17 protein-coding genes are annotated in these 25847 nt (G+C 47.0%); 11 read left to right on the top strand and 6 right to left on the bottom strand.

Annotation, left to right across the window (positions count from 1 at the left end):
• Position 1 precedes the first annotated feature (1 nt).
• The gene (locus ACR1R9_RS14370) at positions 2–2956 is read right to left on the bottom strand and encodes a Na+/H+ antiporter subunit A (protein WP_175382592.1); all 2955 of its coding nucleotides are present in this window, start codon (positions 2954–2956) and stop codon (positions 2–4) included.
• A 251-nt stretch (positions 2957–3207) separates the two neighbouring features.
• Here ACR1R9_RS14370 and ACR1R9_RS14365 point away from each other — a divergent pair, with 251 nt between their 5' ends.
• Entirely contained in the window at positions 3208–4905 is a 1698-nt protein-coding gene (locus ACR1R9_RS14365) for a diguanylate cyclase domain-containing protein (RefSeq protein WP_433923349.1), read from the top strand.
• A 50-nt stretch (positions 4906–4955) separates the two neighbouring features.
• Entirely contained in the window at positions 4956–5477 is a 522-nt protein-coding gene (locus ACR1R9_RS14360) for a hypothetical protein (protein ID WP_310852767.1), read from the top strand.
• Positions 5478–5578: 101 nt separating this feature from the next.
• On the opposite strand, the gene ACR1R9_RS14355 is transcribed toward ACR1R9_RS14360, so the two are convergent.
• Positions 5579–6622 carry a GGDEF domain-containing protein gene (locus ACR1R9_RS14355; RefSeq protein WP_433956452.1) on the bottom strand — a complete coding sequence of 348 codons (1044 nt, stop codon included), beginning with the start codon at positions 6620–6622 and terminating at the stop codon, positions 5579–5581.
• A gap of 307 nt (positions 6623–6929) precedes the next feature.
• On the opposite strand from ACR1R9_RS14355, the gene ACR1R9_RS14350 reads away from it, so the two are divergent.
• From ACR1R9_RS14350 to ACR1R9_RS14335, 4 genes are all read left to right on the top strand, one after another.
• Positions 6930–13640 (top strand): DUF7507 domain-containing protein, encoded by a 6711-nt coding sequence (locus ACR1R9_RS14350; RefSeq protein WP_433923350.1) that lies wholly within the window; start codon positions 6930–6932, stop codon positions 13638–13640.
• Complete coding sequence (locus ACR1R9_RS14345) at positions 13637–15331, top strand: hypothetical protein (protein ID WP_433923351.1); 1695 nt, start codon at positions 13637–13639, stop codon at positions 15329–15331. The genes ACR1R9_RS14350 and ACR1R9_RS14345 overlap by 4 nt, the downstream gene beginning before the upstream one ends.
• A gap of 163 nt (positions 15332–15494) precedes the next feature.
• Positions 15495–15752 (top strand): YolD-like family protein, encoded by a 258-nt coding sequence (locus ACR1R9_RS14340; RefSeq protein ID WP_076291006.1) that lies wholly within the window; start codon positions 15495–15497, stop codon positions 15750–15752.
• A gap of 98 nt (positions 15753–15850) precedes the next feature.
• On the top strand, positions 15851–15973 hold the full coding sequence (locus ACR1R9_RS14335; protein ID WP_099852733.1) for a dihydroorotate dehydrogenase: 123 nt from the start codon (positions 15851–15853) through the stop codon (positions 15971–15973).
• A 56-nt stretch (positions 15974–16029) separates the two neighbouring features.
• On the opposite strand, the gene ACR1R9_RS14330 is transcribed toward ACR1R9_RS14335, so the two are convergent.
• Positions 16030–17292: an amino acid permease gene (locus ACR1R9_RS14330; protein WP_433923352.1), complete on the bottom strand. Its 1263-nt coding sequence runs from the start codon at positions 17290–17292 to the stop codon at positions 16030–16032.
• A gap of 175 nt (positions 17293–17467) precedes the next feature.
• On the opposite strand from ACR1R9_RS14330, the gene ACR1R9_RS14325 reads away from it, so the two are divergent.
• From ACR1R9_RS14325 to ACR1R9_RS14315, 3 genes are all read left to right on the top strand, one after another.
• Positions 17468–17971 (top strand): ferritin, encoded by a 504-nt coding sequence (locus ACR1R9_RS14325; RefSeq protein ID WP_076291009.1) that lies wholly within the window; start codon positions 17468–17470, stop codon positions 17969–17971.
• A gap of 396 nt (positions 17972–18367) precedes the next feature.
• A complete protein-coding gene (locus ACR1R9_RS14320) occupies positions 18368–19108 on the top strand; it encodes a polysaccharide deacetylase family protein (RefSeq protein WP_076291010.1) in 741 nt (246 codons plus the stop codon).
• Between the two features lie 61 nt (positions 19109–19169).
• A complete protein-coding gene (locus ACR1R9_RS14315; RefSeq protein WP_433923353.1) occupies positions 19170–20078 on the top strand; it encodes a hypothetical protein in 909 nt (302 codons plus the stop codon).
• A 140-nt stretch (positions 20079–20218) separates the two neighbouring features.
• Here the strand turns inward: ACR1R9_RS14315 and ACR1R9_RS14310 are convergent, their stop codons facing one another.
• The 3 genes from ACR1R9_RS14310 to ACR1R9_RS14300 all read right to left on the bottom strand — a co-directional run bounded on the left by ACR1R9_RS14310 (position 20219) and on the right by ACR1R9_RS14300 (position 23115).
• On the bottom strand, positions 20219–20818 hold the full coding sequence (locus tag ACR1R9_RS14310; protein ID WP_076291012.1) for a response regulator transcription factor: 600 nt from the start codon (positions 20816–20818) through the stop codon (positions 20219–20221).
• On the bottom strand, positions 20815–21963 hold the full coding sequence (locus tag ACR1R9_RS14305) for a sensor histidine kinase (RefSeq protein ID WP_076291013.1): 1149 nt from the start codon (positions 21961–21963) through the stop codon (positions 20815–20817). Before ACR1R9_RS14305 ends, ACR1R9_RS14310 begins: the two co-directional genes overlap by 4 nt.
• A gap of 93 nt (positions 21964–22056) precedes the next feature.
• Positions 22057–23115 carry a fatty acid desaturase gene (locus ACR1R9_RS14300; protein ID WP_076291014.1) on the bottom strand — a complete coding sequence of 353 codons (1059 nt, stop codon included), beginning with the start codon at positions 23113–23115 and terminating at the stop codon, positions 22057–22059.
• 376 nt (positions 23116–23491) lie between these two features.
• On the opposite strand from ACR1R9_RS14300, the gene ACR1R9_RS14295 reads away from it, so the two are divergent.
• Complete coding sequence (locus ACR1R9_RS14295) at positions 23492–24331, top strand: YitT family protein (protein WP_062324740.1); 840 nt, start codon at positions 23492–23494, stop codon at positions 24329–24331.
• Between the two features lie 224 nt (positions 24332–24555).
• A complete protein-coding gene (locus ACR1R9_RS14290; protein WP_433923354.1) occupies positions 24556–25755 on the top strand; it encodes an ROK family transcriptional regulator in 1200 nt (399 codons plus the stop codon).
• Positions 25756–25847 lie beyond the last annotated feature (92 nt).

The following is a 25847-nucleotide window of genomic DNA, read 5'->3' as shown; positions in this document are numbered from 1 at the left end:
ATCAGCGATCCTCCCCGATCTGTAGAATGATATTCATGGTGACTCCCAGGACGGCGAGATATACGCCGAGGTCAAATAGCATCGCGGTTGCAAGTTCTGTTTCTCCAAGTATGGGGAGATCGAAATAACCAAAGGTCTGGCTCAGGAAGGGTACGCCGAACAAAAAAGAGCCAGCTCCAGTCAATAAGGCAATGCCCAGCCCGATGGCCGTCAAGGTGCGGAAATCGATAGGTAACGCTTTGCGTACAGTATCCGTACTGAATGCCAGCGCGATTAAAACCAGGCCAGCTGCCGTTACCAGGCCGCCAATGAACCCGCCACCCGGGTTATGATGTCCTGCGAAGAACAGATGCAGCGCGAAGGTCAGAATGATAAAGACAACAACTTTAGTCGTCGTTTGCAACAACACATCGTTGCTTTGAAGTGGTACGGTATCCCAGGTTGATGAGCTGCGTTCACGGTTGCCATACTTTTTCGTATTGTCCGCTTTGTCATCCGCATCTTCTTCGGTTTCTTCAGTCTGTTCTTTCTTGCGGAATTTCAGTCTAGCGCCAAGGTCCCTCGCTTCGAGATTCAGATTAATCATGGAGTAGATGGACAACGAAGCTACCCCCAGTACCATAATCTCCAGTAGGGTATCGAATCCACGGAAATCCACCAGCAGCACGTTGACAACATTTTTGCCGCCAGCCAGATTGTAACTTTCCTGAATGAAAAAGTCGGAGATGCTATCCAGTGATGCGGTTCCGCTCGCTGCTAATGCAACAAAGGTCATGACCACACCTACTGCAATCGCAACAACCATATTCACACTGAGGTAGCGGCGGCTAGATTTGCCCCGTTGTAGCTCCGGCAGATGGTAGAAGCAAAGCAGGAACAGTGCAACCGAGACCGTTTCGACAATCATCTGGGTCAATGCCAGATCCGGCGCTCGGAACAGCACGAATAGTAATGTGACGAGGTAACCCACTGCGCCAGTCATTATGACTGCGGATAGTCTGTTCTTCGCAAAAGGGATCGAAACCGCTGCTGCGATCAGTGCGATGAGCAGTACTGCTTCATAGAAAGAAAAAGGGGCATTACCCTTGAAGTTCCACGTAATATTTTCCCCTGAGCGGAAAAAGGCATAAACCAGCAATGCAACGGTGAACGAGAAAATATATACCAGATAGTTACGAACCGAGCCATTCATATAGGCTTCTGTCCATTTACGTGCATAATGCTGAAGATTATCGAGTACGACATGGTACATATTGTTTATCGTTAACCCTTGTGGGTAATGCTCATAAATCGTTCTCCAGCGCGGCAGCAGTTTGTACAAAGTAATACCGAGGGCGATTACACCAATGGTCATGATTAATTCTGGTGTGATGCCATGCCATAGGGAGAAGTGAACATCAAAGTGTTCATTTCCGTTCAGCAGTGATGGAAGTACAGCAGCCATCGCTGGTTCAATTAATGATCCAGCCAGCAGATTCGGGAATAGACCGAATATGATCACCAGTATCCCGAGAATAACCGGAGGAATCAACATGCCAACGGGAGCTTCATGCAGCTTCTCAGCAGGAATCTCGCTGCGGGTGCGACCGAGGAATGTTTTGAACACAATAATAAGCGCATAGATCAGAGTGAACACACTTGCGAGCCAGGCGAACACAGGCAAGAGTACACTCCATGATCCGAGTCCAAAGATGCGGAGGTGTGTTACTTCCACCATAGCCTGGAAGAACAGCTCCTTGCTCAGAAATCCGTTAAACGGCGGAATTCCGGCCATGGCGAGTGCTCCGACGAGCGCTACCGTAAAGGTCACTGGCATAAATGAAGCAAGTCCGCCAAGTTTCCTTATATCCCGCGTGCCTGTCTCATGATCCACAATGCCAACGACCATGAACAGTGCCGCCTTGAAGGTAGCGTGATTGAACAGATGAAGCAGTGCTGCCGTAATGGCAACCGTGTACATCGCGGAGGATTCGCCATATCCGAAATAGATGGCTGCCGAGCCAACGCCGAGCAGAGACATGATCAGACCAAGCTGTGAGATGGTAGAATAGGCCAGGATCGCTTTAAGGTCATTTTTTTTCACGGCAAGGAATGATCCATAACATAGAGTGAGCAGTCCAACCCCGGTGACAAGCCAGAACCATAATCCCTGTCCACCAAAGATGGGTGTAAACCGGGCTACGACATACAGCCCCGCCTTGACCATGGTCGCCGAATGCAGATAGGCGCTGACAGGTGTTGGAGCTTCCATGGCGTCAGGCAGCCAGATGTGGAACGGGAACTGAGCGGATTTGGTAAAAGCCCCGATCAGAATCAGTACAAGAGCAGGCAAGAATAGTGAACTGTCCTGAATCTGGCCCCATTCCGTAATCGTTGCGCGAATACTGAACGTACCCGTCATGAGGTACATCAGCATGAATCCGGCAAGCATGGCAAAACCACCAAAAACGGTAATGAGGAACGACTTTTGTGCGCCCGAAGTGGACGCCTTGCGTTTGTAATGAAAAGCGATCAGGAGAAAGGACGTTATACTGGTCAACTCCCAGAATCCATACAGTACAATCATATTGTCTGACAGTACCACGCCAAGCATGGCTCCCATAAACATCAGCAGATACAAATAAAAGCGGTTTAAAGCTTCTTTGGTATCCATGTAGAAAATGGAGTAGAGCACCACCAGTGTTCCTACACCGGTGATTAACAATGTCAGCAGCAAACTTAGACCATCCAGATATAGATTAAATCCAATGTCCAGTGACGGAATCCAAGGGATATACCCGGATACTGTATTTCGCTGAGACACGGCGGGTACGAGGCTCGCAAAATAAACAAATAATAGGGCCGGGACAAGTAAAACCAGCCATCCCATATGTATTTTACGGAAGAAACGATGCAGCATGGCAAGTACAATACCAGCGGCAAAAGGCAGAATCACAGCAACATGAAGCAGGCTCAACATTACACCCCCAATGACTGAATTTCTAATGCTCTTTATTGTGACAAACAGTGCTCATATGGCTCTGTGAGCATGCTTGCTCTCTATATTCATAACCCAAGTATGTATATACAGAATCGTGACTATTCTTTGAATGGAAGAAACACGGTGTGAATAGCGTCCCCATATTGTATGGATATATATAATGAAAAAAGACATTATTTCCGATAAAGATGAAAACGAATAGGTGACATCCCGTAGTTCTTAACAGCATGAATGATGTTGAAAAAAGCAAGCTGGTTCACCGTTTATTGGAGGAAGTTATGTCATTCAAGCTTAAAACTGTTCTCACCATGACCTTCGCTGTGTTATCCCTGTTGGTTACACTCACGATTGGTTATATTCTAAGTCAAAAATCATCCATAGCTGTTGAAACGGAGATTGGTCATTCCCTCATCAGCACAGCTTCTCAGACTTCAGACAAGCTGGATCGCTTCATGTGGTCGCGTTCAGGAGAATTGGATCTTCTGGGCCGAATGATTGCCCTAGAGGACCGTTTCGAGCCTGCCGAAATGCAGATGCTGCTGAATCAGCTTCAAGATAGCTTTCCCACATTCTCATGGGTTGGATTCATGAATCCCAAAGGAAAAGTGCTGGCTTCCACAGACGGCATATTGCGCAGTGAAAATTTATCGGAACGACCTGTGTATCAGGAGGGAATCAAGGGTAAATTTATCGGAGATGTCCATGATGCTGTCCTTCTGGCGAAGCTTCTTCCGAACCCAACCGGCGAACCACTTCAATTTGTCGATATCAGCTTTCCGGTAAACTACAAGAACGGAGAGATTGCTGGCGTGCTTGCGGCACATTTGAGCTGGGCCTGGGCGAAGGAACTGGAGGAAAGTATCCTTGAGCCTCTAAAACACGAGGAAAAGCATATCGAAATGTTTATTGTCAGTCAAAAGGAAAATACGGTGCTGCTTGGTCCAAAAGAATGGATTGGTCGTCCTTTGAAGCTATCGGGTATTGAAGGGGCAAGACTGAACAAAAGCAGCTGGTCTATAGAAGAATGGCCGGATGGAAAAGAATATGTAACAGGGTTTGCTACTAGCCAGGGGCATCTGGACTATCCCGGTCTTGGGTGGACGGTGGTTATTCGTCAGCTCAAGTCAGCAGCGTTTGCTTCCGTGACCGACATGCTCTGGTTCAATGTCTGGGCAGGGCTCTCGGTTACGGCGCTGTTTGCATGGATTGGTTGGCTAATCTCCCGACAGATCGCGGCTCCGATTGCACGGCTGACTCAAGTGGCGAATCGACTTGGTGCTGGAGAACAAGTACAGATTCCGGAAAATCGGGGTTTTAGGGAAATCGAAGTATTGTCACGTTCCCTCGGAGATATGCTGACTACGCTAACAAATAAGGACTCGGAACTGGTTATTATGCAGAATCTGGCCCACTACGACCAATTGACTGGACTGCCAAACCGGACAGCGCTCGAGCTCTATCTGGAAGAATCCTTGGAGATGGAAAGTGAAAATCACACATTAACATTCCTTTACCTTGATCTGGATGGATTCAAAAGTGTGAATGATACGCTTGGGCATCAGACCGGAGATATTCTGCTGCAGAAAGTGGCTCAGCGTTTGACCAGTATCCGTCATGACAAGGGCATCACGGTAAGGCTTGGCGGAGATGAGTTCCTCATTGTGCTCCGCTCTGTGGGAAGCAATCCAAGAGAAGAAGCTCGTACCTATGCGGAAGAAATCATCCAGAGCCTGAATAAGCCGTTTATTATTGAATATGAACGAATTCATATTGGCTGCAGCATTGGGGGTGCTGAATATCCTACCAACAGTGGCAATCCGAGTGAAATTATCCGTATGGCAGATGAGGCGCTGTATGAATCGAAACGTGCGGGCAAAAATAGAATGACATTCTATCCAGAATTGAAGAACACAGTTAGAGAATAATATAATATAAATTGCAGTAACTGATCCGCATACAGGCAAGGAGCGATGAGATGTCTGGAAAATATACCAATGTACCCTATGGTTATGAACCTCCACCGGCTACCCGGAAAGGCACGCTGATTTTCTATGATTCATTTGAGCACATAACAGATGAACAGCTTGAACACGCCGCTGATATTGCGGACACACGTTCCTTTGTGCAACTTGTGCTCTATCCGCTGCATGAGAATACAGTGAAGCGAATGAGCAAGGATGGTGTGCAACCTTTTTACAAAAGGGAAGATCGCCTTCATGACTGGAGAAGGGAGCATGCATCCTCCCGCATACGGGTGGAAGGCTGGGAAGGCAAGAGGAAGAAGTATACGCCGATCGAAGCAGCCCTGCGTCATATGGCAGAAGAATATCCCGCTCCCCATTTTCTGTATCTCACGGTGGAGATGGCGAATCAGTTCGCATCATTTGATTCGTTCAAAGATTGGATTAAGGAAGTACGTCTGATAATTGATGGAGCTGCCGTTAAGCTCCACCCGAAACTGGAGCAAAATGCACATCGCTGGGAATGGGCAGAATGAATCGATACATTCGAATTGACGATTAGGCAGTAAAAAAAGTAGTGCTGCACAGCCGGCTTCCCGGTGAACAGCACTACTTTTTTTGCATTTTTTATGGAGTACTATACCAGATCAAGGGACGTCATCGTTTTATTTTTTCCTGTTCGTTTGGCTGCATAGAGACACGCATCCACTTCCTCAAACAGCTTGTCCTTCGACAGATGGGCGCTGTAGCTTTTGAGTCCGACACTTACCGTAATATAAGCGCCTTCAAGCTCCAAATGAACATGACGGGCGATCTTCTTGCGGATCTGCTCCACCAAGGCATATGCCTGCTCGAAAGGTTGCTCAAACATTAACAGTGCAAATTCTTCTCCACCATAACGTGCTGCAATATCGCTTGAGGTAATGTTCTCCTGGATGACCTGAGAGACTCTCTCCAGAATGGCGTCTCCAACCCGGTGCCCATATGTATCATTAATTGACTTGAAGTTGTCAATATCAATCAGAGCTAAATGCAGACTCATGCCATTATTCGCATATTCAAACGCTTTTTCATAGTAGTCCTTAAAGGAGCTTTGATTATACAGATTGGTTAACCCGTCTGTCTTGGACTGCTTGGTCATAATTGCGTTTCGCACAATCAGATCCTGCTTGGCAAGCATACTGGCCTGAAGATCATCCAGTACCTCCACACCGCTCGTAACAATTAACTGTGCAACATATGTACCTACAATAAGAAAAGCGGGAATGGAAACCATGTCAAACGAAGATAAGTACAGCCGATAGGCTGGGTCGCAGAGTACGATGACATAACCAATCATCTGCATGAGGCATACCGTCCATACTCTTTTCTTGCTGAAGAACAGAACCGAAGCAAAGATCGGCAACAGACAGATGGCCAGGATGATCCGAATATCGTAATTGACATGAATGATAGTCCAGGCAATGACTGTGCTGGCCATGGACATGGAATAGAAGGAAAATGAACTGAAACGGCGTTCTACCCAACTGGCAATCAGAATAGCTAAAGCGCTGGATATCGTAGGCCAAAATAAAACGTAGATCATGAAATCTTCTGGAGTGCGATCATAATCGAGAAACAGAAAGCAGCCTATTTGAATGACAACATGCGTTAATACGACGACCCAGTAAGCACGAAGCATTTTTTTGATCCATTTGGAATGCTTGAATTCGTACTCGGTTGGGATATGGTTGCTATGTAAGTTGGGACTCTTCAATATATCACCGCTGACTGCATCATAATGATACGACAGACACTGCTCTCGTATGCTTTAATTATAAAACACATTGCACGAAACGCAAATCATTTAATTTGTATTATGAAAACAAAGCTTACATAAGTGCAAATCGCATAAAGTTCTTTTATAGGACAAACAAAAATCCAAATCAGGCTCATAGACTGTGTGTGAAGGCTCCAATTCATATGATTCCAATTAAGATGAAGGGGAGGTGAGATCAATTCCTCTTGTCGTTCGTTCAACCGTTAATGCTACGGGAGCAATTACATTTACAGGTAACACGCTTGGACTGAGTCGTTCAGACACAGCCGGAGTACCCGGAACACAGGACAGTATTGGAGCTTTTACGACAACCAACGCTTCCGTCCAGTACGGAACCTATCCGCTAGGCACCACGAGCCTGTATCAGAGCAACAGTTCAGCGGCAATACTCGTTCTTCCTGCTGGCAGCACTGTCTTGTATGCAGAATTGATCTGGGGTGGAAGTTACATCAATGGGACAGTCAATCTGAGTGCTGCAATCAATAATCCGGTTACGTTTACTACACCAGCAGGTACATCCAGTGTTACTCCTGATCCAGCTACTTATAATCAATTTGATCTGGGGAACGGCGCTGCCGGCTATGTGCGTTCAGCCAATGTTACTTCGCTTGTACAAAATGGGGGAGCGGGTACATATACCACCGGAGCAGTTGTAGGAACGATTGTCATCACTAATGATGCTACAGCCAATCATGCAGGCTGGACACTTGGAGTCATTTATCAGAACCCCAGCCTGCCCTTTCGCAACATGTCCTTACGTGCAGGTGGAGTACTCGTCCAGTCTACATCGGCGCCAGTTGTTACCACACTGACTGGATTTGCTACTCCGCTTTCGGGTGCATTGGGAGGCAGAGCCCTGTTCAGTGCACAGGAAGGGGACGCGAACCGGACCGGGGATCAGGCACTATTCGGGCCAACCTCGGCAACTTCGGTTGCCTTGTCCGGACCAAACAATCTGGCTGCAAACTTTTTTGCTTCTCAAATCAACGGCGATACAGGAACCCTTAATACAACAGGGACTTTCGGAACGCGGAACCAGACGAACGGGGCTCCAGGCACCAATATTATTGGCGGACGTCAAGGCTGGGATATTACCAATGTGGATGTGTCAGCGAGACTAATCAATAACCAGTCTTCTGCGGTGTTGACGTTAACGACCTCCGGGGATGCATACATTGTCAATGCCAATGCGATTCAGGTTGATATCAATGCACCCAAAATTTCAGTGGCCAAAGCATCCGTAGCCTCTGGTGCGGTAGCGGGGGATAGCATTCTTTATACCGTTACCGTCAGCAATGCAGGTACAGCCAGTGCGGCCAGCGTTGTGCTATCTGATTCATTGCCTGTAGGGCTCACCTTCATTCCAGGGAGTGTGACGGTCGCTGGTGTGTCTCGCCCAACACTCGATGTAACCGCCGGCATTCCGCTTGGTTCATTAAACCTATCCAACAGTATTGTTGTAACCTATCGTGCACTCATTGGTCAGGATGCAAGCATACTGCAACTGGTGAACTCAGCGAATGCCGCCTTTACGTTTCAAAGTGTGGCAGGGGGCTCAGTGATTACGGGAGTCATTCCGTCCAATAACTCTACACTTCCTGTTTATTCACCAAACCTGTCTATTGTGAAGTCAGCGAGCACAACCAACGCTACGGTGGGTGATCAGGTCACGTATACGCTTCAGGTGAACAACGGGGGGAATGTTGCTGCCAACGTTACATTAACGGATAACATTCCGAGTGGCAGCTCGTACGTGGCTGGCAGCTTCCGACTAAATGGAAATGTGATTGCTGGTGCTAATCCTGCGACTGGCGTTAATTTGGGGAGCCTCGCGGCAGGAAGTACAAATACAGTAACCTTCCAGGTACTCGTAACAAGCTTGCCTACGCCTCCAACCCTTGTGGATCAGGCCACGGCCACCTATTCCTTTAACTCTCCTGATGGTCGGACTATTAACGGCACAGTAGCTTCGAACACCTTGACGATTCCCGTTACATTGCCCAATGTAACCACGGTAAAATCGGCATCAGTCATTGATGTTGCAGTTGGGGAGACGTTTACGTACACCATAGTTACTACCAATAGCGGCATCCAGGTAATTAATAATGTGGTACTCACGGATACTCTCCCCGCTGGAACTACGTTCGTACCCGGCAGTGTGACCGTCAGAGGGACTGTCATACCAGCGGCCAATCCGAGCAGTGGAATTTCGCTAGGAACGCTGACAGCCGGAAGTTCTGCGACGGTGACGTTTCAGATTAATGTGCAGTCCCTGCCCACATCAGGTTCGCTGGTCAACCGGGCTTCCGTATCCTATAGCTCAGGTGCGTTCACGGGCATTTCCAACTCTAATTCAATCACAACCCCTGTATACCAGCCGATCATCGGTATCAACAAGTCGGCGAGTCAAACGAATGCCACACTGGGAGATCAGCTTGCATATACACTAGTGGTGACGAACACTGGAAACTTAGGGGCACAAGTAACAGTGACCGATACGATACCATCAGGCCTGACATTTATCCCGGATTCGGTAACCGTGAATGGTACTGCGCGTCCTGGGACCAATCCATTAACCGGAATAACGCTGGGAAGTCTCCTGCCAGGAGCAACTGCAACGGTAGTGTTCCGAGCTACACTCACTACACTCCCATCTCCGCCAACGCTGGAGAATCAGGGGACTGCTAGTTATACGTACCAGCTTCCGAGTGGACGGAATCTCTCAGGCAGCAGCCAATCCAATCTCGTTCGCATACCTGCATCAAGCCCCAATATATTGATTAGCAAAACAGTAAGTACGCCGGACGCTACCGTAGGGGATGTACTTACCTATACGGTTGTTGCAACAAATGCTGGGAGCAGTGCGGTACAAAATCTGGTGATCTCGGATACGCCAACCGGTTCGGAATTCGTCTCTGGCAGTGTCACTATTAATGGAGCTGCTGCAAGGAATGCAAGTCCGCTTTCGGGCATTGCTGTCGGTGCATTGAACAGTTCAAGCAGCGTTACAGTGACCTATCAAACAAGAGTGACATCCGTTCCGTCCACAGGTTCAGTCAGCAACCGGGCAAGTGCAGCATTTACGTCAGGCAGTTTTAATGGCGTTTCTTCGTCTGTCACGGTGAATACACCCATATATCAACCAGTCATCCAAGTAGCTAAAACAGCTAGCACCTCGAATTTGACAGTAGGGGATTCCTTTAATTACTCCATTCAAATCAACAATTCAGGCAATATTGCTGCAACGGTTACCTTGACGGATCCGATTCCTGCGGGAGCTGTATTCAGTACCAACAGCGTCATTATTAATGGTGTACCTACACCGGGTGTTAGCCCGGTAACAGGAATTAATTTGGGGCCGATTGCTGCAGGCTCGAACGTAACGGTCACTTTTGTTGCCACGGTCACAAGTTTGCCTGATTCAAGGCAGTTGACTAACCAAGCAGTTGCATCATTTGCCTACACTCTTCCAAGTGGGAGAACAGTTGCCGGTTCTTCGTTATCGAACACCGTTAACATTCCCGTATCCTTGCCCAATGTAACGATAGTAAACAGTGACAATGTAGAGTACGGCGTGGTCGGGGATGTCATTCGATACACATCTGTTATTCGTAACAATGGAACAGTAGCCGTTAACAATGTGGTATATGTCAACCCTCTTCCTCCGAATACCCCATTTGTACCCGGAAGCGTCATTGTGAACGGGACTTCATTCCCGCTCTCCAATCCGACCGCCGGCATTCCAATCGGTACGTTGGCTCCAGGAGCCGAGGTTACCGTAACTTTTGAGGTGACGATTACTATGCCGATCCCTTCACAGATTAACAATCAGTCGACGGTCAGCTTCACATCCGGTTCATTTTCGGGGTCATCATCATCCAATACAACACAGACTCCGGTCATACAACCGCAAATTTCACTCATCAAAACAGCAAATACAGTTAATGCGACCGTAGGCGACACGGTTGTATATACAGTAACTGTCAGCAACACAGGCAATCTGGAGGCAAACGTTACAGTGACAGATACGATTCCTACTGTCACAACTTTTGTACCCAATAGCCTCGTGGTATCTGGTGTACCACAGCCTGGAGCAACACCAGGAACGGGTATTCCTGTAGGCATTGTGGCAGCGGGAGCGACAGCTGTTGTTACATTTGCCGTTGTTGTGGATTCACTTCCATCTCCGCAGCAACTTAGCAATTTTGCGACGTCATCTTTTACTTTCACACCTCCTGACGGGCGAACGTTAACAGGGACAGCCACCTCAAATACACTGACGTTTCCAGTCTCGTCGCCAAACGTTGCCGTAGTTAAAAGTACAGTTTCTACTGCGGCTGCCGTAGGGGATACTGTTACTTACTCCATTTTGGTAACGAACAGCGGAATAGCACCGGTAAATAATATTCAGTTTTCGGATCCAATTCCTACGGGGGCCTCTTTTGTTGCAGGAAGTGTCACTATAAATGGGGTAGTGCAGCCCGCTTCCAATCCGGCAGGGGGGATATCACTAGGTACGCTCGCTCCCGGAACGTCTGCAACTGTGACTTTCAGTATCAATGTCAATGCGATCCCACCAAGTGGACAATTAAGCAATCGATCCACAGTGAGTTTTACCTCGGGGACATTCTCAAGCACAACGTTCTCCAATACTGTGGTAACACCGGTATTTCAGCCCATTCTATCAGCACAAAAAACGGCGAGTACACAAAATGCTACCGTTGGGGATACCGTCAGTTACACGATTACCGTCAACAATCAGGGTAACTATGGTGCCCAGATTAACTTAACGGACAATATTCCTACAGGAACCATACTTGTTCCGAACAGTGTGATTGTAAATGGTCAGCCATTACCTGCAGCCAATCCTGCAACAGGCATTCCGGCAGGCACTGTTGCTGCTGGGGCAACAACAACGGTTACCTTTTCCGTAGTTATTGATACTTTGCCGACCCCGCAACAGCTGGTGAATCAGGCTTCGGTTGCTCTTTCCTTTACGCTGCCTGATGGACGCAACATCACGGGTTCTGTTTTGTCTAATATACTTACCATTTCAGTGTCGGCTCCCGATGTCGATGTGGTGAAATCTACGACATCCACGTCTGTATCTGTTGGTGATGTTGTGACGTACAGCATTGCAGTAACTAATAACGGAATAGCGACTGTCAGCAATGTGGTCTTCACGGATGCATTGCCGGCAAGTACTGTTCTTACAGCAAACAGCGTGTTTATTGATGGAGTTCCTCGACCGGGTGTCAATCCTTCAACCGGAATAACGCTTGGTTCCATTGCGCCTGGAGTTACCGTGACCGTTGTGTTTAGTGTGCAGGTTACAGCACTCCCATCCAGTGCAGTATTAAACAATCAGTCTACAGTGAGCTTTACATCAGGTGTTTTTTCAGCTACCACATTTTCTAATACGGTCACTACCCCGGTATACCAACCGATTCTGTCGGCAGTCAAAACGGGAGACCAGGCTATAGCAACGGTAGGAGATACGGTCGTTTACAGCATCGCGATTACCAATGCAGGGAACTTTGGGGCATCTGTCACGTTAACGGATACCATTCCGACAGGAACAGAACTTGTGCCAAATAGCGTCATTATTAATGGAGCTTCAGCACCAGGAGCCGATCCGGCTTCAGGGATTCCACTGGGTGTAGTCTCCACAACAACTGTAGTCATGTTCTCGGTCGTGATCATCACCCTACCTTTAAGCCAGGCCATAACCAATCAGGCCTCAGCAACCTATTCCTACACGCTGCCGGATGGAAGAACACTGGGAGGCAGCCTTTCGTCTAATTCTCTCAATATTCAGGTGTCTGCTCCGAACGTCAGTGTCGTCAAGACGACACCAGTAATTGATGCTGTAGTGGGTGATACGATTGTATATGAGATGGTCGTAACCAATAACGGAATTGATCCTGTCAACAATGTCGTGTTAACCGATCCAATCAGTTCAGCTGTTACATTTGTCACGGGCAGTGTCCTGGTTGACGGCGTTCCGCGTCTCTCGGCTAACCCGACACTGGGGATAGCGCTTGGTTCTTTGGCACCTGGAGCATCTGTATCCGTTTCGTATGCGGTTCGGGTCAACACGCTGCCTGCACCACCGCAAGTGAGCAGTCAGTCATCGGTAAGTTTCACATCGGGTGTATTCTCGGGAGCGGCCTATTCAAATACCGTGGTAACACCAATTTATCAGCCGATTATTGCCGTAACCAAAACAGCGAGTACGTCCAATGCCACCATCGGAGACATCATTACCTATTCTTTTACCATTTCCAATAGTGGGAATTTAGCAGCCAATTTGACACTTACGGATAACATTCCGAATGGAGCAGTACTACTCCCCAACAGCGTCCTGATTGATGGTGTTCCACAGCCAGGTGCAAATCCGGAATCAGGGATTGTTGTTGGGACGATACCTCCAGGAGGGTCCGTTAATGTAACGGTCACTCTGGAAGTGACTGTGGATTCATTGCCGCAGAATCAGCAGCTGGTCAATCAGGCGGTAGCCAATTATACATTTAGTCCGCCGGATGGACGTCAGTTGACAGGTACGGTATCCTCCAACGTTCTGGTGATTCCTGTATCTGCACCAAATGTCGTTGTGATCAAAAGCACAAGTGCAGTTGATGCTGTTGTCGGCGATGTGATCACCTATACAGTTGTGGTAACCAATAGTGGTATCGAGGTAGTCAATAGCGTGGTTATGGTAGACCCTGTACCAACAGGCACCGTATTTGTAGCGGGAAGTGTTACGGTGGATGGCGTGGCAAGGCCTACGGGGAATCCGAATACAGGGATAACACTTGGTTCAATTGCCGCCGGTGCTTCAGTTACCGTTACATTCAGAGTGGAGGTTGTGGTGATATGAGCCAATCTTCCGGTCCGTTGTCCCACACGCTACAGAATCAGTCACTGGTTCGATTCAGCTCGGGTACGACTGAACTGGAACAGGTGGCCTATTCTAATACGGTAGTTACACCATGGATCGGCCCCAGGCTGGAAGTACACAAGTTTTGCAACGTTGCTGAGGCTGCTCTGGGGCAGACACTGACCTATCTGATTGAAATTGTGAATTCGGGTAATTGTGCTGCCATGGTCCATGTATTGGATTCGCTCTCGTCGGAAACATCACTTCTCCCCAACAGTGTACTCCTGGATGGAACTCCGCTGCCAGGAGTATCACCGGAGAGAGGGATTCCTGCGCAGGAAATCGTACCTGGAGCGACGTTGCGAATTCATTTTCAGGTGATCATCGTCGGTCTTCCTCAGGACTTGAAACTGGTGAATCAAGCGAAGATACGTTATACATTTGTGACGCCGGAAGGACGAATGGTTGAGGGAGAAGAGCAATCCAACGTGGTAGAAGTAAACCTGGTCTCATCAAGTCTGTCGTTGGTTTTGAATGCAGATCGTGTGCAAACCTTTGTCGGAGATATCGTCACTTACAACCTTTTGGTGAGTAACCCGGGTTTTATAATAGGAAACGATGCCAGGGTAACGATCCCATTACCCAAAGGTATTGAATTTCTTCCGGGAAGTGTCATTGTGAATGAGATTTTTGTTCCCGAGACGACGCCTGACTCCGGGATTATGATAGGCGAGGTACTGCCCGGAGAATCTGTTCCAATTCAATTTCGAGTACAGGTCACGGGAGGAAGCATAGCTGAGAAATTAACAATTCAGGCAGTGCTAGAGTACGTTTCAGGTGACACATTGGAGAATGTATACTCGAACGTAGCAACTTTACAAATCATTCAACCTCGGATTTCGATTGCGAAAAGTGTGAATCCACCCATCGCTACTCCTGGGGATACCGTTCAATACCAAATAACGGTACACAATGAAGGTTCTTTTGCAGTAGATGCTATCGTGACGGATTTTCTTCCGTCAGGTATGCGCTATGTTGAGGGGAGCCTGGGGTGGAACGGTGTGAAACGGCTTGGAACAAATCCAGTCAAAGGCATCAATCTGGGAACGTTGACTGCACGTTCCGTGGTTAATATCCAATTTGAAGTGCATCTCACAGAGCAGGAGCGGGGTGTACCTGCAGTCTTCGAACTGATGAATCAGGCTCGCCTGATCTATACATTTCGCTTGCCAGATTCGCGTTCTGTGCAACGAATAATTTCCTCCAATACGGCTGTCATTCAGTTGAAGTTTCCTATCATCTCGGTTCATGTGGAAGTGAAGCCAGACTTGATCGAAAGGGGAGGAAATGTAACCTTTCATGTACATGTAACCAACACAGGGTCCTGGCCCGCGCGGGTGCAGCTGGCTGATGTGCTCCCTCCAGGTGCCAAATGGATTGGGGAAGCAGAAGTACGGGATCGAGCGATCATTTCAGAGTATTCATCACCAAGATTTTTACATTTGGGTGAGATGGAACCTGGAGCGGAGAAATGGGTCAATTACATTGCACAAATATCCTCCACTGAACAACTGGGAATCCAGCAGGGTACCGTAACTGCAATGTATACCTACGAGTGGAACGGTCAGAGGCATTCAGGACAGTCCATTTCGAATGTATACACCATTATTGTTGAAGATGGCGATGAATGAAGGGGGATACTAGCTTTTTCCTGTAAATGTAAGGGATTTTTTGCTTCGTTATGGAGTCATGACATTACACGAACGTGAATGAATGGTATACTAATTAAATATGACCTCGGCAAATAACCCGTGGATTCGGGACGTCGGATTAGCTATAGAGGAGGCCGCTACATTGGCAAAAGCAAAAGTTGCAAAAAGACCTACCCGGGACGAGTTTGAACTGGAAGAGCTGGGGAACCAACTGGTTGAGGCGTTTCATGAACGTTCGGAAGTGTTGCTGACCGTATGGGGCAAGGAAGATCAGGTTCATGGAGTCATTGTGAAGTTGGACTCACGTACTCGGCTAGTACATGTTGAGTATACAGAGGAAGAATTTACGGCCAAAGTGCCATTCTTGGATATTATGCGCATTGATTCTCCACGGTATTGAAAAAATGATAAACAGGATCTGAAACAGGGCATCCGCCCTGTCAAATCTGTTCTCCCTGCATAAGATAACCCATACCTGTTGCAGAGGAGGTACGGTCAATGAGCGAAGTATTAGGTGGAGAAACAAGAGGAGGCTACGGATACGGAGGTTTTACTTCTGTAGGCGCCATTCTGGTTCTGTTCATCCTGTTGGTTATCATCTCCAAAGCGTTCCTGGTATAATGATTTTTTCCAGATGAATAAAGGAAGCTCTGCCATCGCGGCAGAGCTTTTTTTGTTTATATTTTGTCTTGTCGTTTGCGGCTGACTAAGCCGTAGATGACAACGATCACCACAGGGTAGAGAACGGCCCACCCGGCAAAAGGGAACACAATGGCCGTCGCCACAAAGGAAATCCAACTGATGGTTATCCCAGTACGACTGCCCTTGAGTAAACGTATTCCGGCTGCGCATCCGCCAAGATAGGTGAGAATAAAGGTTGCATTGGGCAACTGAATAAGTGTCGTGAGTGACACGAGGCCTGATCCGTATATGCACAACACTAGAGTAAAGCAGATAGCCAGGAAGCCAATTGCAGCAATGGGTGTATGGTACCGACGGGATAAGCGGGACATCCATTGCGGGGCAGATCCTTGTCTTGCCAGTGCATAGGCGACTCGGGATGCAGCACCAGCATATGCAATGACGGTAGCAGTGCAAATAAATATGCCAGTCAGCCCAGCAAGTAATCCACCCCAGGAACCGAGAGCCTGACTAATAATCCATACAAGAGAGACATCTGCTCCGCCATGAAGATAGCTTTGAGTTCCGACTGTCGCCAGTGCAGTCAGGAAATAGATCACACCTACAATGATGGCTGCAATCGTTACACCTTTAATAGCTGCCTTGCGTGGATCAGTAAATTCTTCAGACAGGTGAGATACAGCTTCCCAACCGATAAAACACCAGAATAGAATGGCTCCAGCCTGTCCCACGCTGACCCAACCACTTGGCATAAATGGTGTGAAATGTATGGATTCCATATTCGGAATAGCAAATACAAATGCCATGACGAGCACGATAATAATCGCTAGCACAACGCCGATCTGTACCTTTCCGGCGACCTGCATACCTACGATATTAATGATCAGTCCAGCCGCCAGCATGAGGGCGGCAATCGCTGTTCTATATCCTTCCCCGAGTCCCAGTGCAGCTGTCATGTAGCCTGCACCTGTAAGTGCAGCTACTGGAGCACCGATGGGAACGGACATTAGAAAAAACCAGCCAACTACGGCTCCTGCCCGTTGCCCAAAAGCGAGGGTAACGAAATGGGATACACCGCCTGCGTCCGGGTATCGGGCTGAGAGTAATCCCATGGACAGGGCAAGCGGAAGAATTAGCAGCACCATGCCTCCCCAGGCGAGAAGTGAAGCCGGCCCTGCCAGTTCGGCAGCAAGTCCGGGTACAATCAGGACACCTGAACCGAGAACTGCACTTATATAAAGCGCAACAGCTTGCGGCATACCTATTGTTTTTTTGAGCTGCGAAGAAGATGTGTTCATGAAATAAAAAGGCCTGCCTTCCAGATTGAAATGATTTTAGAGCGAGAACTATGTAATTATATAGGAAGAGATGCAATCAGTCATTGGCGAATTTTGTAGAAGTTTCGATATCGGTCATGCGGACGTTATGATAAAATAAAACCATCCCTAGAGAAAGAATGAGGTGTACCTCCTAATGAGTAAAGAGTTGACAGAAGCTTTGAACGAACAGATGAACTTCGAATTTTATTCGGCTCACGTATATCAGGCGATGGCTGCATACTGTTCCGGCGAAAGCTTGGACGGATTTGCCAACTTCTTCATCGTACAAGCTGAGGAAGAGCGGTTCCACGCGATGAAAATATACAAATTCCTGAATGACCGCGGACAACGCGCTACGCTTGCTGCATTGCCAGAACCGAAGAATGAATATTCCTCGATGCTGGATGTGTTCGAACATGGATATGCACACGAGCAGCAAAATACGAAGAAATTCTACAATCTGGCTGACATTGCCTTGAATGAGCGTGAACATGCCACGATGTATTTCCTGAAATGGTTCATCGATGAGCAAGTCGAAGAGGAAGCACTGTTTGATAATATCATCCAGAAATTGCGCCGAATCGAAAAAGACAGCAATGCTTTCTACATGCTGGACGCCGAATTTGGTAAACGTTCGTTCACAGCTCCTGCGGAGTAAGAGGGAACTAAGCAAAGCAATCAGGATTGATCCGAACGACAAGAAAATCGATCTACATATGAAAAGTCTGCTCTCGAGCAGGCTTTTTTGTTATACCATTTTAAGCTTCTTCGCTTGCTTCATATAAATTCCAGAAATGACTCTATCAGAAACCACAATTTGGGTTAATAGAATATATGTCAACATTAATCTATCCCGACGGATGTTCTTTTTCGAGCAAATCTATCAAATTCGTTTTATTTTTTTGGGTAATCTGACAAAAGTGTAACTCGAACGTAGCATTTGAAGCGAGAATGGGACGCACTCTTTTTGATAGTATTAGGATTATCGCCAAGGGCTGCAATGAGAGAAACATAGACACCCGGGGAAATACAAGACATAAGGGAGAATTTTATTATGCTACATATTCGTAAAACGTTCATCACCGCACTTGCTATTCTATTGATCATTCCATTGTTATTGCCGCAGTCGGCTTCAGCTGCCTCATCCGCATCCAAGCATGCTGGAAATAAAGCGAGCTCCAAGATCATATATCTAACTTTCGATGATGGGCCGACCGCCCACACGGGACAATTACTGGATATCCTGGATCAGTACAATGCCAAGGCGACATTCTTCATGCTTGGACCTCAAATGGAGAAGTTTCAGAAGGCTACTAAGCGTATTGTTGCAGACGGACATGGACTGGGCTTGCACGGCGTAACGCATGTTCCCGGTAAATTTTATAAATCCGCATACAGCGGCTTGAAAGAAATGCAGCAGGCCAATGAAAGCTTGAACAAAGTGGCAGGCGTCAAAACCAGCCTCGTTCGTACTCCGTACGGCAGCAAACCATATCTCAAACCGGCATATCGCAATGTTCTACTAGGTCAAGGGGGATTCCATCTGTGGGATTGGAATGTTGATTCCGAGGATTGGAAATACAAGAAGGATCACCAGAAAGTCTACAACAGCGTGATGAAGCAGATTCATAATGTGCAAAAGAGCGGAACCACCCCTGTGGTACTGATGCACGACCAGGAAGCGACATTGAAAGTACTTCCGCAAGTGTTAAAAACACTGAAAGCAGAAGGCTACCAGTTTGAAGTGCTGACCAAGAAAGTACAGCCCGTGAATTTCTGGAATGACAAACGTTAAAAATTCAGGCTAGACAACAATGTAAACTGATTCTAATAATGGCTTCAAGGAGGACAACAACATGAGTAAACCTAAATTATGGATGACGATTTCTGTGACAACAGCAGTGCTGCTTGCTCTTGCGGGGTGTGGTGGCCAGGATACCAAACCATCATCAGCGGACAACACGTCCCACGCGGCCGGCGAACAGGCTCAGTCAGGCAGTGGAGGAGCCGATTTCTCCAATGGAACGAAAGATAGCGGAACATATACCACAGGAACACCGGGGACCGAAGGTTCTGCAGGAAGCGGGACACCGAATTCGGAAACGAGCAGTAAAGGTCAAACCCAGCAAAGTGCGAACGATGTCATTAAGGACATTCGCAGTCAGCTGAAGATGAAGAACGCTTCGTTACCTACTTCATTTTCTCTGGAAAAGGGAAAACATCTGACTGCATCGATCACATCGAATACTTCAGATGCGTTTCACATTAACTTTTATTCCACTGACCAGCCTGTTGCGGTGAATGATGCTTCATTGACGGCCTCTGGCAGCAAAGTGCCTGTTCTGGCATCCTATGAAGTGAAGACATATAAAGATTCGAACAGCACCGATATTTTCCCTGAGACAGATTTGAAAGACTTTCCGAAGGATATGACAGTGGATCTGGGACATGGTATCAAGGGTATGACTGAAGGCGCGGCGGGCAGTCAGTATCTGACTTGGACAGAAGGTAGATGGACGTTACAGATTCGTTCCATTTCCGAAGATAAGATGAATAATCCGGGCATTGCGAAGAGAATGGTGGAGTATTTGGAGTCCCATACACTGCCTGCACCAAAGGATAAAGGATTCGTGAACGTGCAGTACCCAAGCGGTGGTAAAAGCGTTAATGTAACGATTTCCTGGCAAGATGGCAAGCAGATTCATCAGCTCCAGACCGAGCAGGTGCCACTGGAAGCTTTGGGCATGGTTGTTTCTGTAAAATAGAATGGCTTCAAAAAAACATCAAAAGGAATAGGCTGGCCCGGGGCGAATGCTCCAGACCAACCTATCCTTGTATAAGCAAGGTGCACCGATGGGAAGGTGTGCCTTGCTTATTTATGTTTCATTGGGTTAAAGCGGTACTTTCATTTAAACCACCCTTTTTCTTTGGAACGGGTGATGGCTTCAATGCGGTTACTTGCATTTAACTTGTTGAGGATAATAGAGATGTAATTTCGCACCGTACCGGTTGTAATAAATAAATGTCCGGCTATTTCCTTTGTATTTTTACCGTCAGCCATCAGGCCCAGAACGGCATTTTCACGTTCGGTCAGAGGGTTCTCCTGAACATAAGCCTCGTCCACCAGGTCGGGTGCAAAAATACGTCTTCCATTCATGACCTGACGGATTGCTTCGGCCAGTTCCTCGATCGGGCTATCCTTTAACAGATAACCGCGTACACCACCTTTTAAAGCACGTTCGAAATATCCGGTCCGGGCAAAGGTTGTTAAAATAATGACTTTACAGTTCATTCCTTTAAGTTCCTCAGCGGCCTCCAGGCCACTTTTGACGGGCATTTCAATGTCCATCAGACAGATATCTGGTGAATGCTCCCTGACGAGAGCAAGGGCTTCCTGTCCATTGCTTGCGCGTCCTACCACCTCCATATCCTCTTCCAGATTGAGTAGGGAAGACAATGCCCCCAGCATCATACGTTGGTCTTCGGCGATTACGATCCTGATCATTGTTCAACCTCCTTTATCGGTTTGCGGACCAGCTTGGGAACATGGATGACAATGCCTGTACCTTCCATGTCTGCTCCGGAACGAATATCCAGACAACCGTTCACAAATTCAAGTCGTTCTTTCATCCCCAAGATTCCGGTTCCACGCCGTTCTTGCTTGCGAGTACGTTCGATTCCGACCCCGTTATCCTGAACCGTTAATACATTATCGGCCAGTGTTTCCTCAATACGAATGGTGCATACCGCTGCTTGACTGTGTTTGACCACATTTGTAACAGCTTCTTTCAGACACATGCCGAGTACATTTTCATTGAGCTGTGACGTATCCTGTAACTTCGGATTGCCTTCAAGTACAAATTCAATGGAAGCGGCCTTCAAAATTTGTTCGGCACGGAACAGTTCATCCACCAGTTGTGTTCCACGCATAGTCGTTACCATTTCCCGGACTTCTTTCAGGGCCGTACTTGCCGTCTGTCTCAGATCGTTCAGTTCAATCTCGGCCTGATCAGGATTCATGCGAAGCAGACGCTTCGCCAGATCGGTTTTCAGACCGATAAGAGAGAGCTTCTGTCCAAGTGTATCGTGCAGATCGCGTGCGATACGTTGCCGCTCTTCCATTTTTACAAGATCATCCAGCCGTTTGTGGGCATTCTCCAGTTGGCCTTCCAGCTGTTCACGCTTATTTTTGTTATACGTACTGATCGGAAGCAGAATGGATGCCATAAGAGTAATGAATACAAACGGGAACTGACTGAGCAACAGGGTACTCTGTTTGATGAAACTATAATTAATGGTTAGAAAACTGGCTGCCAGGTTCACCGAATAGAGGGTGAAGAAACCAGCTTTATTTTTAATATTCCCAATAAAAAAAGCAAGAAACAATGAGAAATAGGCATAATCATAAGCGATGGTCATCGTAATCGATATGGCGATCAAGAGTCCAATCCACATATAGACTTGCCAGCCCTTTGTGATAAAGGCAAGCAGATAACAAACAAAGAAGAACAGAATGATGAAAATGCCCGCAACCATAGGCCACAATTTGGAATATTGCGAAATATAATAGAAGGGCAGGATGAAAAAGACGAGCCATACATACGGATTTAAACCTGTATTTTTATAAAAGAGCTGCATCCACTTTTGAATGAAAATTCTCCTCCTCGGACTTGCATTGTACTCAAACTTAGCCTGACTGTAGCATGACTTTAGCCTGAATACAAGAAAACGAATCCGACAGAGTTAAGGCTTCTCTGTCAGACCCGCTTGGTTGTTTACTCGAATTGGTGGTTGAACGTAAGGCTTGCGAGATAAGCGTTTGATCTCTCTGAAACTGACAAATTGCTTGGATTCTTCGTCCCACAGACGGAAGCGCAGGGCAGCCAGACTGGAACGTAGCGTAATCGTTGTAGCCTTTTGCAGTGGCGGTGTTGCGTTATGTGCTTCTTCCAAATAATAGTTGGGAACACGTGGGCTCAAGTGATGCACATGGTGGAACCCGATATTGCCGCTGATCCATTGCAGCAGTTTAGGCAATTTGTAATATGAACTACCTTCTACAGCAGCCTTCACATAACTCCATTCATCTTCATTCTCAAAGTACGTATCTTCAAATTGATGTTGTACGTAGAACAGCCAGATGCCGAAGAAGCCGGAGAAGAAAAAGACGGGTGCCTGCACCAGGACAAAAGCCTGCCAACCGACTAGCCAGCACATAAAAGCGTACAGGACAACGATCAGAACTGTTGATAGATGCGTATTGATGCGCTCTTTACGTCTTGCGCCTTTGCGGTTAAAGCGGTAGGCAAAAAGGAACACATAGATGGGACCAATACCGAACATGACAAACGGATTACGATAAATCCGGTAGAATAGACGACCCCAAGGGGAAGCGGCTTTATATTCCTCAACTGTCATCACCCAGATATCGCCAACTCCACGTTTGTCCAGATTGCCGCTGGTGGCGTGGTGAATGGAATGTTCGTTTTTCCATTGCAGGTAAGGCGTAAGGGTTAGTACACCTGTAATGGTGCCGAGAATGTCGTTGGCACGTTTGCTTTTGAAGAATGAACCATGACAGCAGTCATGGAAAATGATAAATGTTCTAAGTACAAATCCCGAGGCTACGAGGGCAATCGGAAATGTTAACCAGTAGGACACGGACAAGCTATAGTACGCTGCGGCCCATAATAATAATAATGGCAGTATGGAATTCACTAATTGTTGGATACTCAGGCGAAGATTGTTTTTCTCATAAGGGGTAACTTCTTTTTTTAGCGCCATTTCCTTGGATCTGCTCATTGACGTACGTCCTCCTTCAATGGTCAATAACTGTAATCAGTTATAACCTAACGCTTCCTGGGAAGATGTCTCCAAGTGAGGCGTTTTTATCATTGTATAAGAATGCGTCCAGTGCAGTAAGTCATAAACGTCAGTACACTGTAATGATGAATATCAATGATGACCCATGACATTTGTCATGGGTGGATGAAGTTAAACTGCTTTGCAGAGCCTAAGTAAGCACTGATTTCGAATTCCTTTGTACAATTCGCGCAACAATTTGTATTATGTATACAAATTTTGTTCATGGCATGGTAGAATCTATCATTGAGTGGTTATGACAACTTATGAAATTGGTTGATAGGTTGATTTTCTGATGGATTGGATGGAGTGCATGATGAAGAAAAGAATAACGGATATTCTATTTATTATGGCGGGTGCATTTCTGTTTGCACTTGCAGTAAACCTGTTCGTCATCCCGAATGATCTGGCTGAAGGCGGCGTTACGGGGATTACTATTATTTTGTATTACCTTTTTGAGTGGTCTCCGGGATTGATGAACTTGCTCCTGAATGGTATTTTGCTACTTGTGGGGTATAAGTTTCTGGACAGAACAACAACGGTGTATACCATTATTGCGGTGGTATTCAACTCGCTGTTCCTGCACCTGACCGAGAGCTGGACGATTGCATCGGACGAGCTTTGGATCAATACCATTTTTGGTGGATTATTTGCCGGTCTGGGTATCGGCTTGATTGTTAGAGTAGGCGGCACAACGGCGGGCACGGTTATTCTGGCCCGACTTGCCAACAAATATTTGGATTGGAACATCAGTTATGGACTGTTATTCTTCGATTTGATCGTGGCGTTCTCGTCTTTCTTCATTATAGGGCCGCAAGGTTTGATGTGTACGATTGTCATGTTGTTCGTCGGCACCAAAACGATGGAGTTCATTATTGAAGGGCTCAATCCGAAAAAAGCAGTTACGATTATATCTACCAAACAGGATGCTATTGCACAGCAGGTCATTGAGAAGATGGATCGGGGAGTCACTGTCCTGTCTGGTCATGGCTACTATACAAAGAACCCGAAAGAGATCTTATATATTGTCATTAGCAAACAAGAAGTTCCAATGCTGAAGAAGATTGTGCGAGCGGAGGACGAAATTGCTTTCATAACGATCCATGATGTGCGTGACGTATTTGGTGAAGGGTTCATCGAATTGTCCAAATCGTAATAAAGCGTATATATAAGAAAGTAAGGAGCTGCGGTGTTTATCACTGCGGCTTTTTTTGATTTATGTGGTGTAAATTCGAAATTAAATGATCACGATGAGATCAGGCCTTGATTTTGAAATCAGATCATCCGATACTGACAAAAAGCTGTACACGTATCAAGCCCGATGATATATTGAATTTAATTCGTTAAGAAACTTAACTAACTATAAAAGGAGGCGATAAAATGGCTGGCTCACCGCAATATATCCGCAATCTGAACGAGAATTTGATTATGGATGCTCTGATCGCAACTGGTGCGATGTCCAGGGCAGATATCAGTCGTCAGACCGGACTCAGCAAACCTACGGTGTCGTCAGCAATTGAACATCTCATTGAACGAAACTTGGTGCTGGAAACTGGTAGAGCCGATAATGCTCAGGGTCGCAAAGCAACACTCATTCAATTCAACAAATCAGCTTATTATGTCTGTGGCATCGATATTGGGGCAACCCGAATTCGGATCGAACTCTCTAATCTGAATGGTGAGATTATGGAGTACAGAACGTATCCAACGTTATCGGTCCAAAGTGGTGATCGAGCAGAGACGGCAACCCTTGATGTTCTTCGAAGCCACATGGATGACTTGCTGTCGGAGAATCAATTGAATTGGGATCAGATTCGATGTGTTGGTTTTGGCATTCCTGGCGTTGTACTGCCGGACTCTGGAGATATTGATCGAATCGTTGCCCCTTTAGAGGGATTGGAAAAGTTGCTCTCGCTTGAATCATTGTCGGGGGCCTTCCCGTGTGAAGTGATTCTGGAGAACGATGTAAACCTGGCTGCACTGGGGGAGTACAGGAGGGGAGCTGCAGCAGAAGATTCCAATCTGTTTGTTTTTTTCTCCATCGGTACTGGAACGGGCGCAGGCATCATGGTGAACGGGCAATTGCTTCGAGGTATGGGCGGGTTGACAGGCGAGCTCGCGGAGATGTTGTTGGAAGAGGGCCATCGATTGGAGGATGTCCTATCTGCTGATGGTCTGATGGAACTGGCCAAGCGTCAGTTGGATGCCAGTCTACTTGAGGATCCTGATTCTGGTATAGAAGCTCTTCGTGAATACCTGACTCCTGAGAAACTGTTCGAAGCTGCGCGAAGTGGAGAAACGCAGGCTGTGCAGATTCTGAAACAATACAGCCAAATGATTGCTTCGGCTCTGCGGCATATTTGCGTCGTTCTTGCTCCCCATCTCATTGTACTTGGCGGAGGCATTGGGGGAAATGGGGATGTGTTATTGCCGCATCTCAGACAGATCGTATCTGATCAATTCCCGGCGAAGCCTGCACTGATCTGTTCAGAGCTTGGCGAGCGGGCTGTAGTCACTGGAGCAGTGCAGGTGGCGTTACAACAAACGATGTTGAATCTTCAGCAAGAGTCATTGGAATAAGGGCGTTACTTCAATAATTATAAAGGTAAGTTGGATGGATGGAACGAGATCGAAATTGGCTTAACCGTTAACGCGGACAAAATGAGATTTGA

The organism is Paenibacillus taichungensis, assembly GCF_050994985.1.
In the GTDB taxonomy this organism is placed as follows: domain Bacteria; phylum Bacillota; class Bacilli; order Paenibacillales; family Paenibacillaceae; genus Paenibacillus; species Paenibacillus taichungensis.
The sequence above is the reverse complement of the archived record's forward strand: the minus strand, read 5'-3'. Positions and strand labels throughout refer to the sequence as shown.

Coding starts and splice junctions, on each gene's coding strand:
- ACR1R9_RS14365 (WP_433923349.1), top strand. CDS start 3,208: ATGAATGATGTTGAAAAAAGCAAGCTGGTTCACCGTTTATTGGAGGAA.
- ACR1R9_RS14360 (WP_310852767.1), top strand. CDS start 4,956: ATGTCTGGAAAATATACCAATGTACCCTATGGTTATGAACCTCCACCG.
- ACR1R9_RS14355 (WP_433956452.1), bottom strand. CDS start 6,622: ATGCTTCGTGCTTACTGGGTCGTCGTATTAACGCATGTTGTCATTCAA.
- ACR1R9_RS14345 (WP_433923351.1), top strand. CDS start 13,637: ATGAGCCAATCTTCCGGTCCGTTGTCCCACACGCTACAGAATCAGTCA.
- ACR1R9_RS14335 (WP_099852733.1), top strand. CDS start 15,851: ATGAGCGAAGTATTAGGTGGAGAAACAAGAGGAGGCTACGGATACGGA.
- ACR1R9_RS14330 (WP_433923352.1), bottom strand. CDS start 17,292: ATGAACACATCTTCTTCGCAGCTCAAAAAAACAATAGGTATGCCGCAA.
- ACR1R9_RS14325 (WP_076291009.1), top strand. CDS start 17,468: ATGAGTAAAGAGTTGACAGAAGCTTTGAACGAACAGATGAACTTCGAA.
- ACR1R9_RS14320 (WP_076291010.1), top strand. CDS start 18,368: ATGCTACATATTCGTAAAACGTTCATCACCGCACTTGCTATTCTATTG.
- ACR1R9_RS14315 (WP_433923353.1), top strand. CDS start 19,170: ATGAGTAAACCTAAATTATGGATGACGATTTCTGTGACAACAGCAGTG.
- ACR1R9_RS14310 (WP_076291012.1), bottom strand. CDS start 20,818: ATGATCAGGATCGTAATCGCCGAAGACCAACGTATGATGCTGGGGGCA.
- ACR1R9_RS14300 (WP_076291014.1), bottom strand. CDS start 23,115: ATGAGCAGATCCAAGGAAATGGCGCTAAAAAAAGAAGTTACCCCTTAT.
- ACR1R9_RS14295 (WP_062324740.1), top strand. CDS start 23,492: ATGAAGAAAAGAATAACGGATATTCTATTTATTATGGCGGGTGCATTT.
- ACR1R9_RS14290 (WP_433923354.1), top strand. CDS start 24,556: ATGGCTGGCTCACCGCAATATATCCGCAATCTGAACGAGAATTTGATT.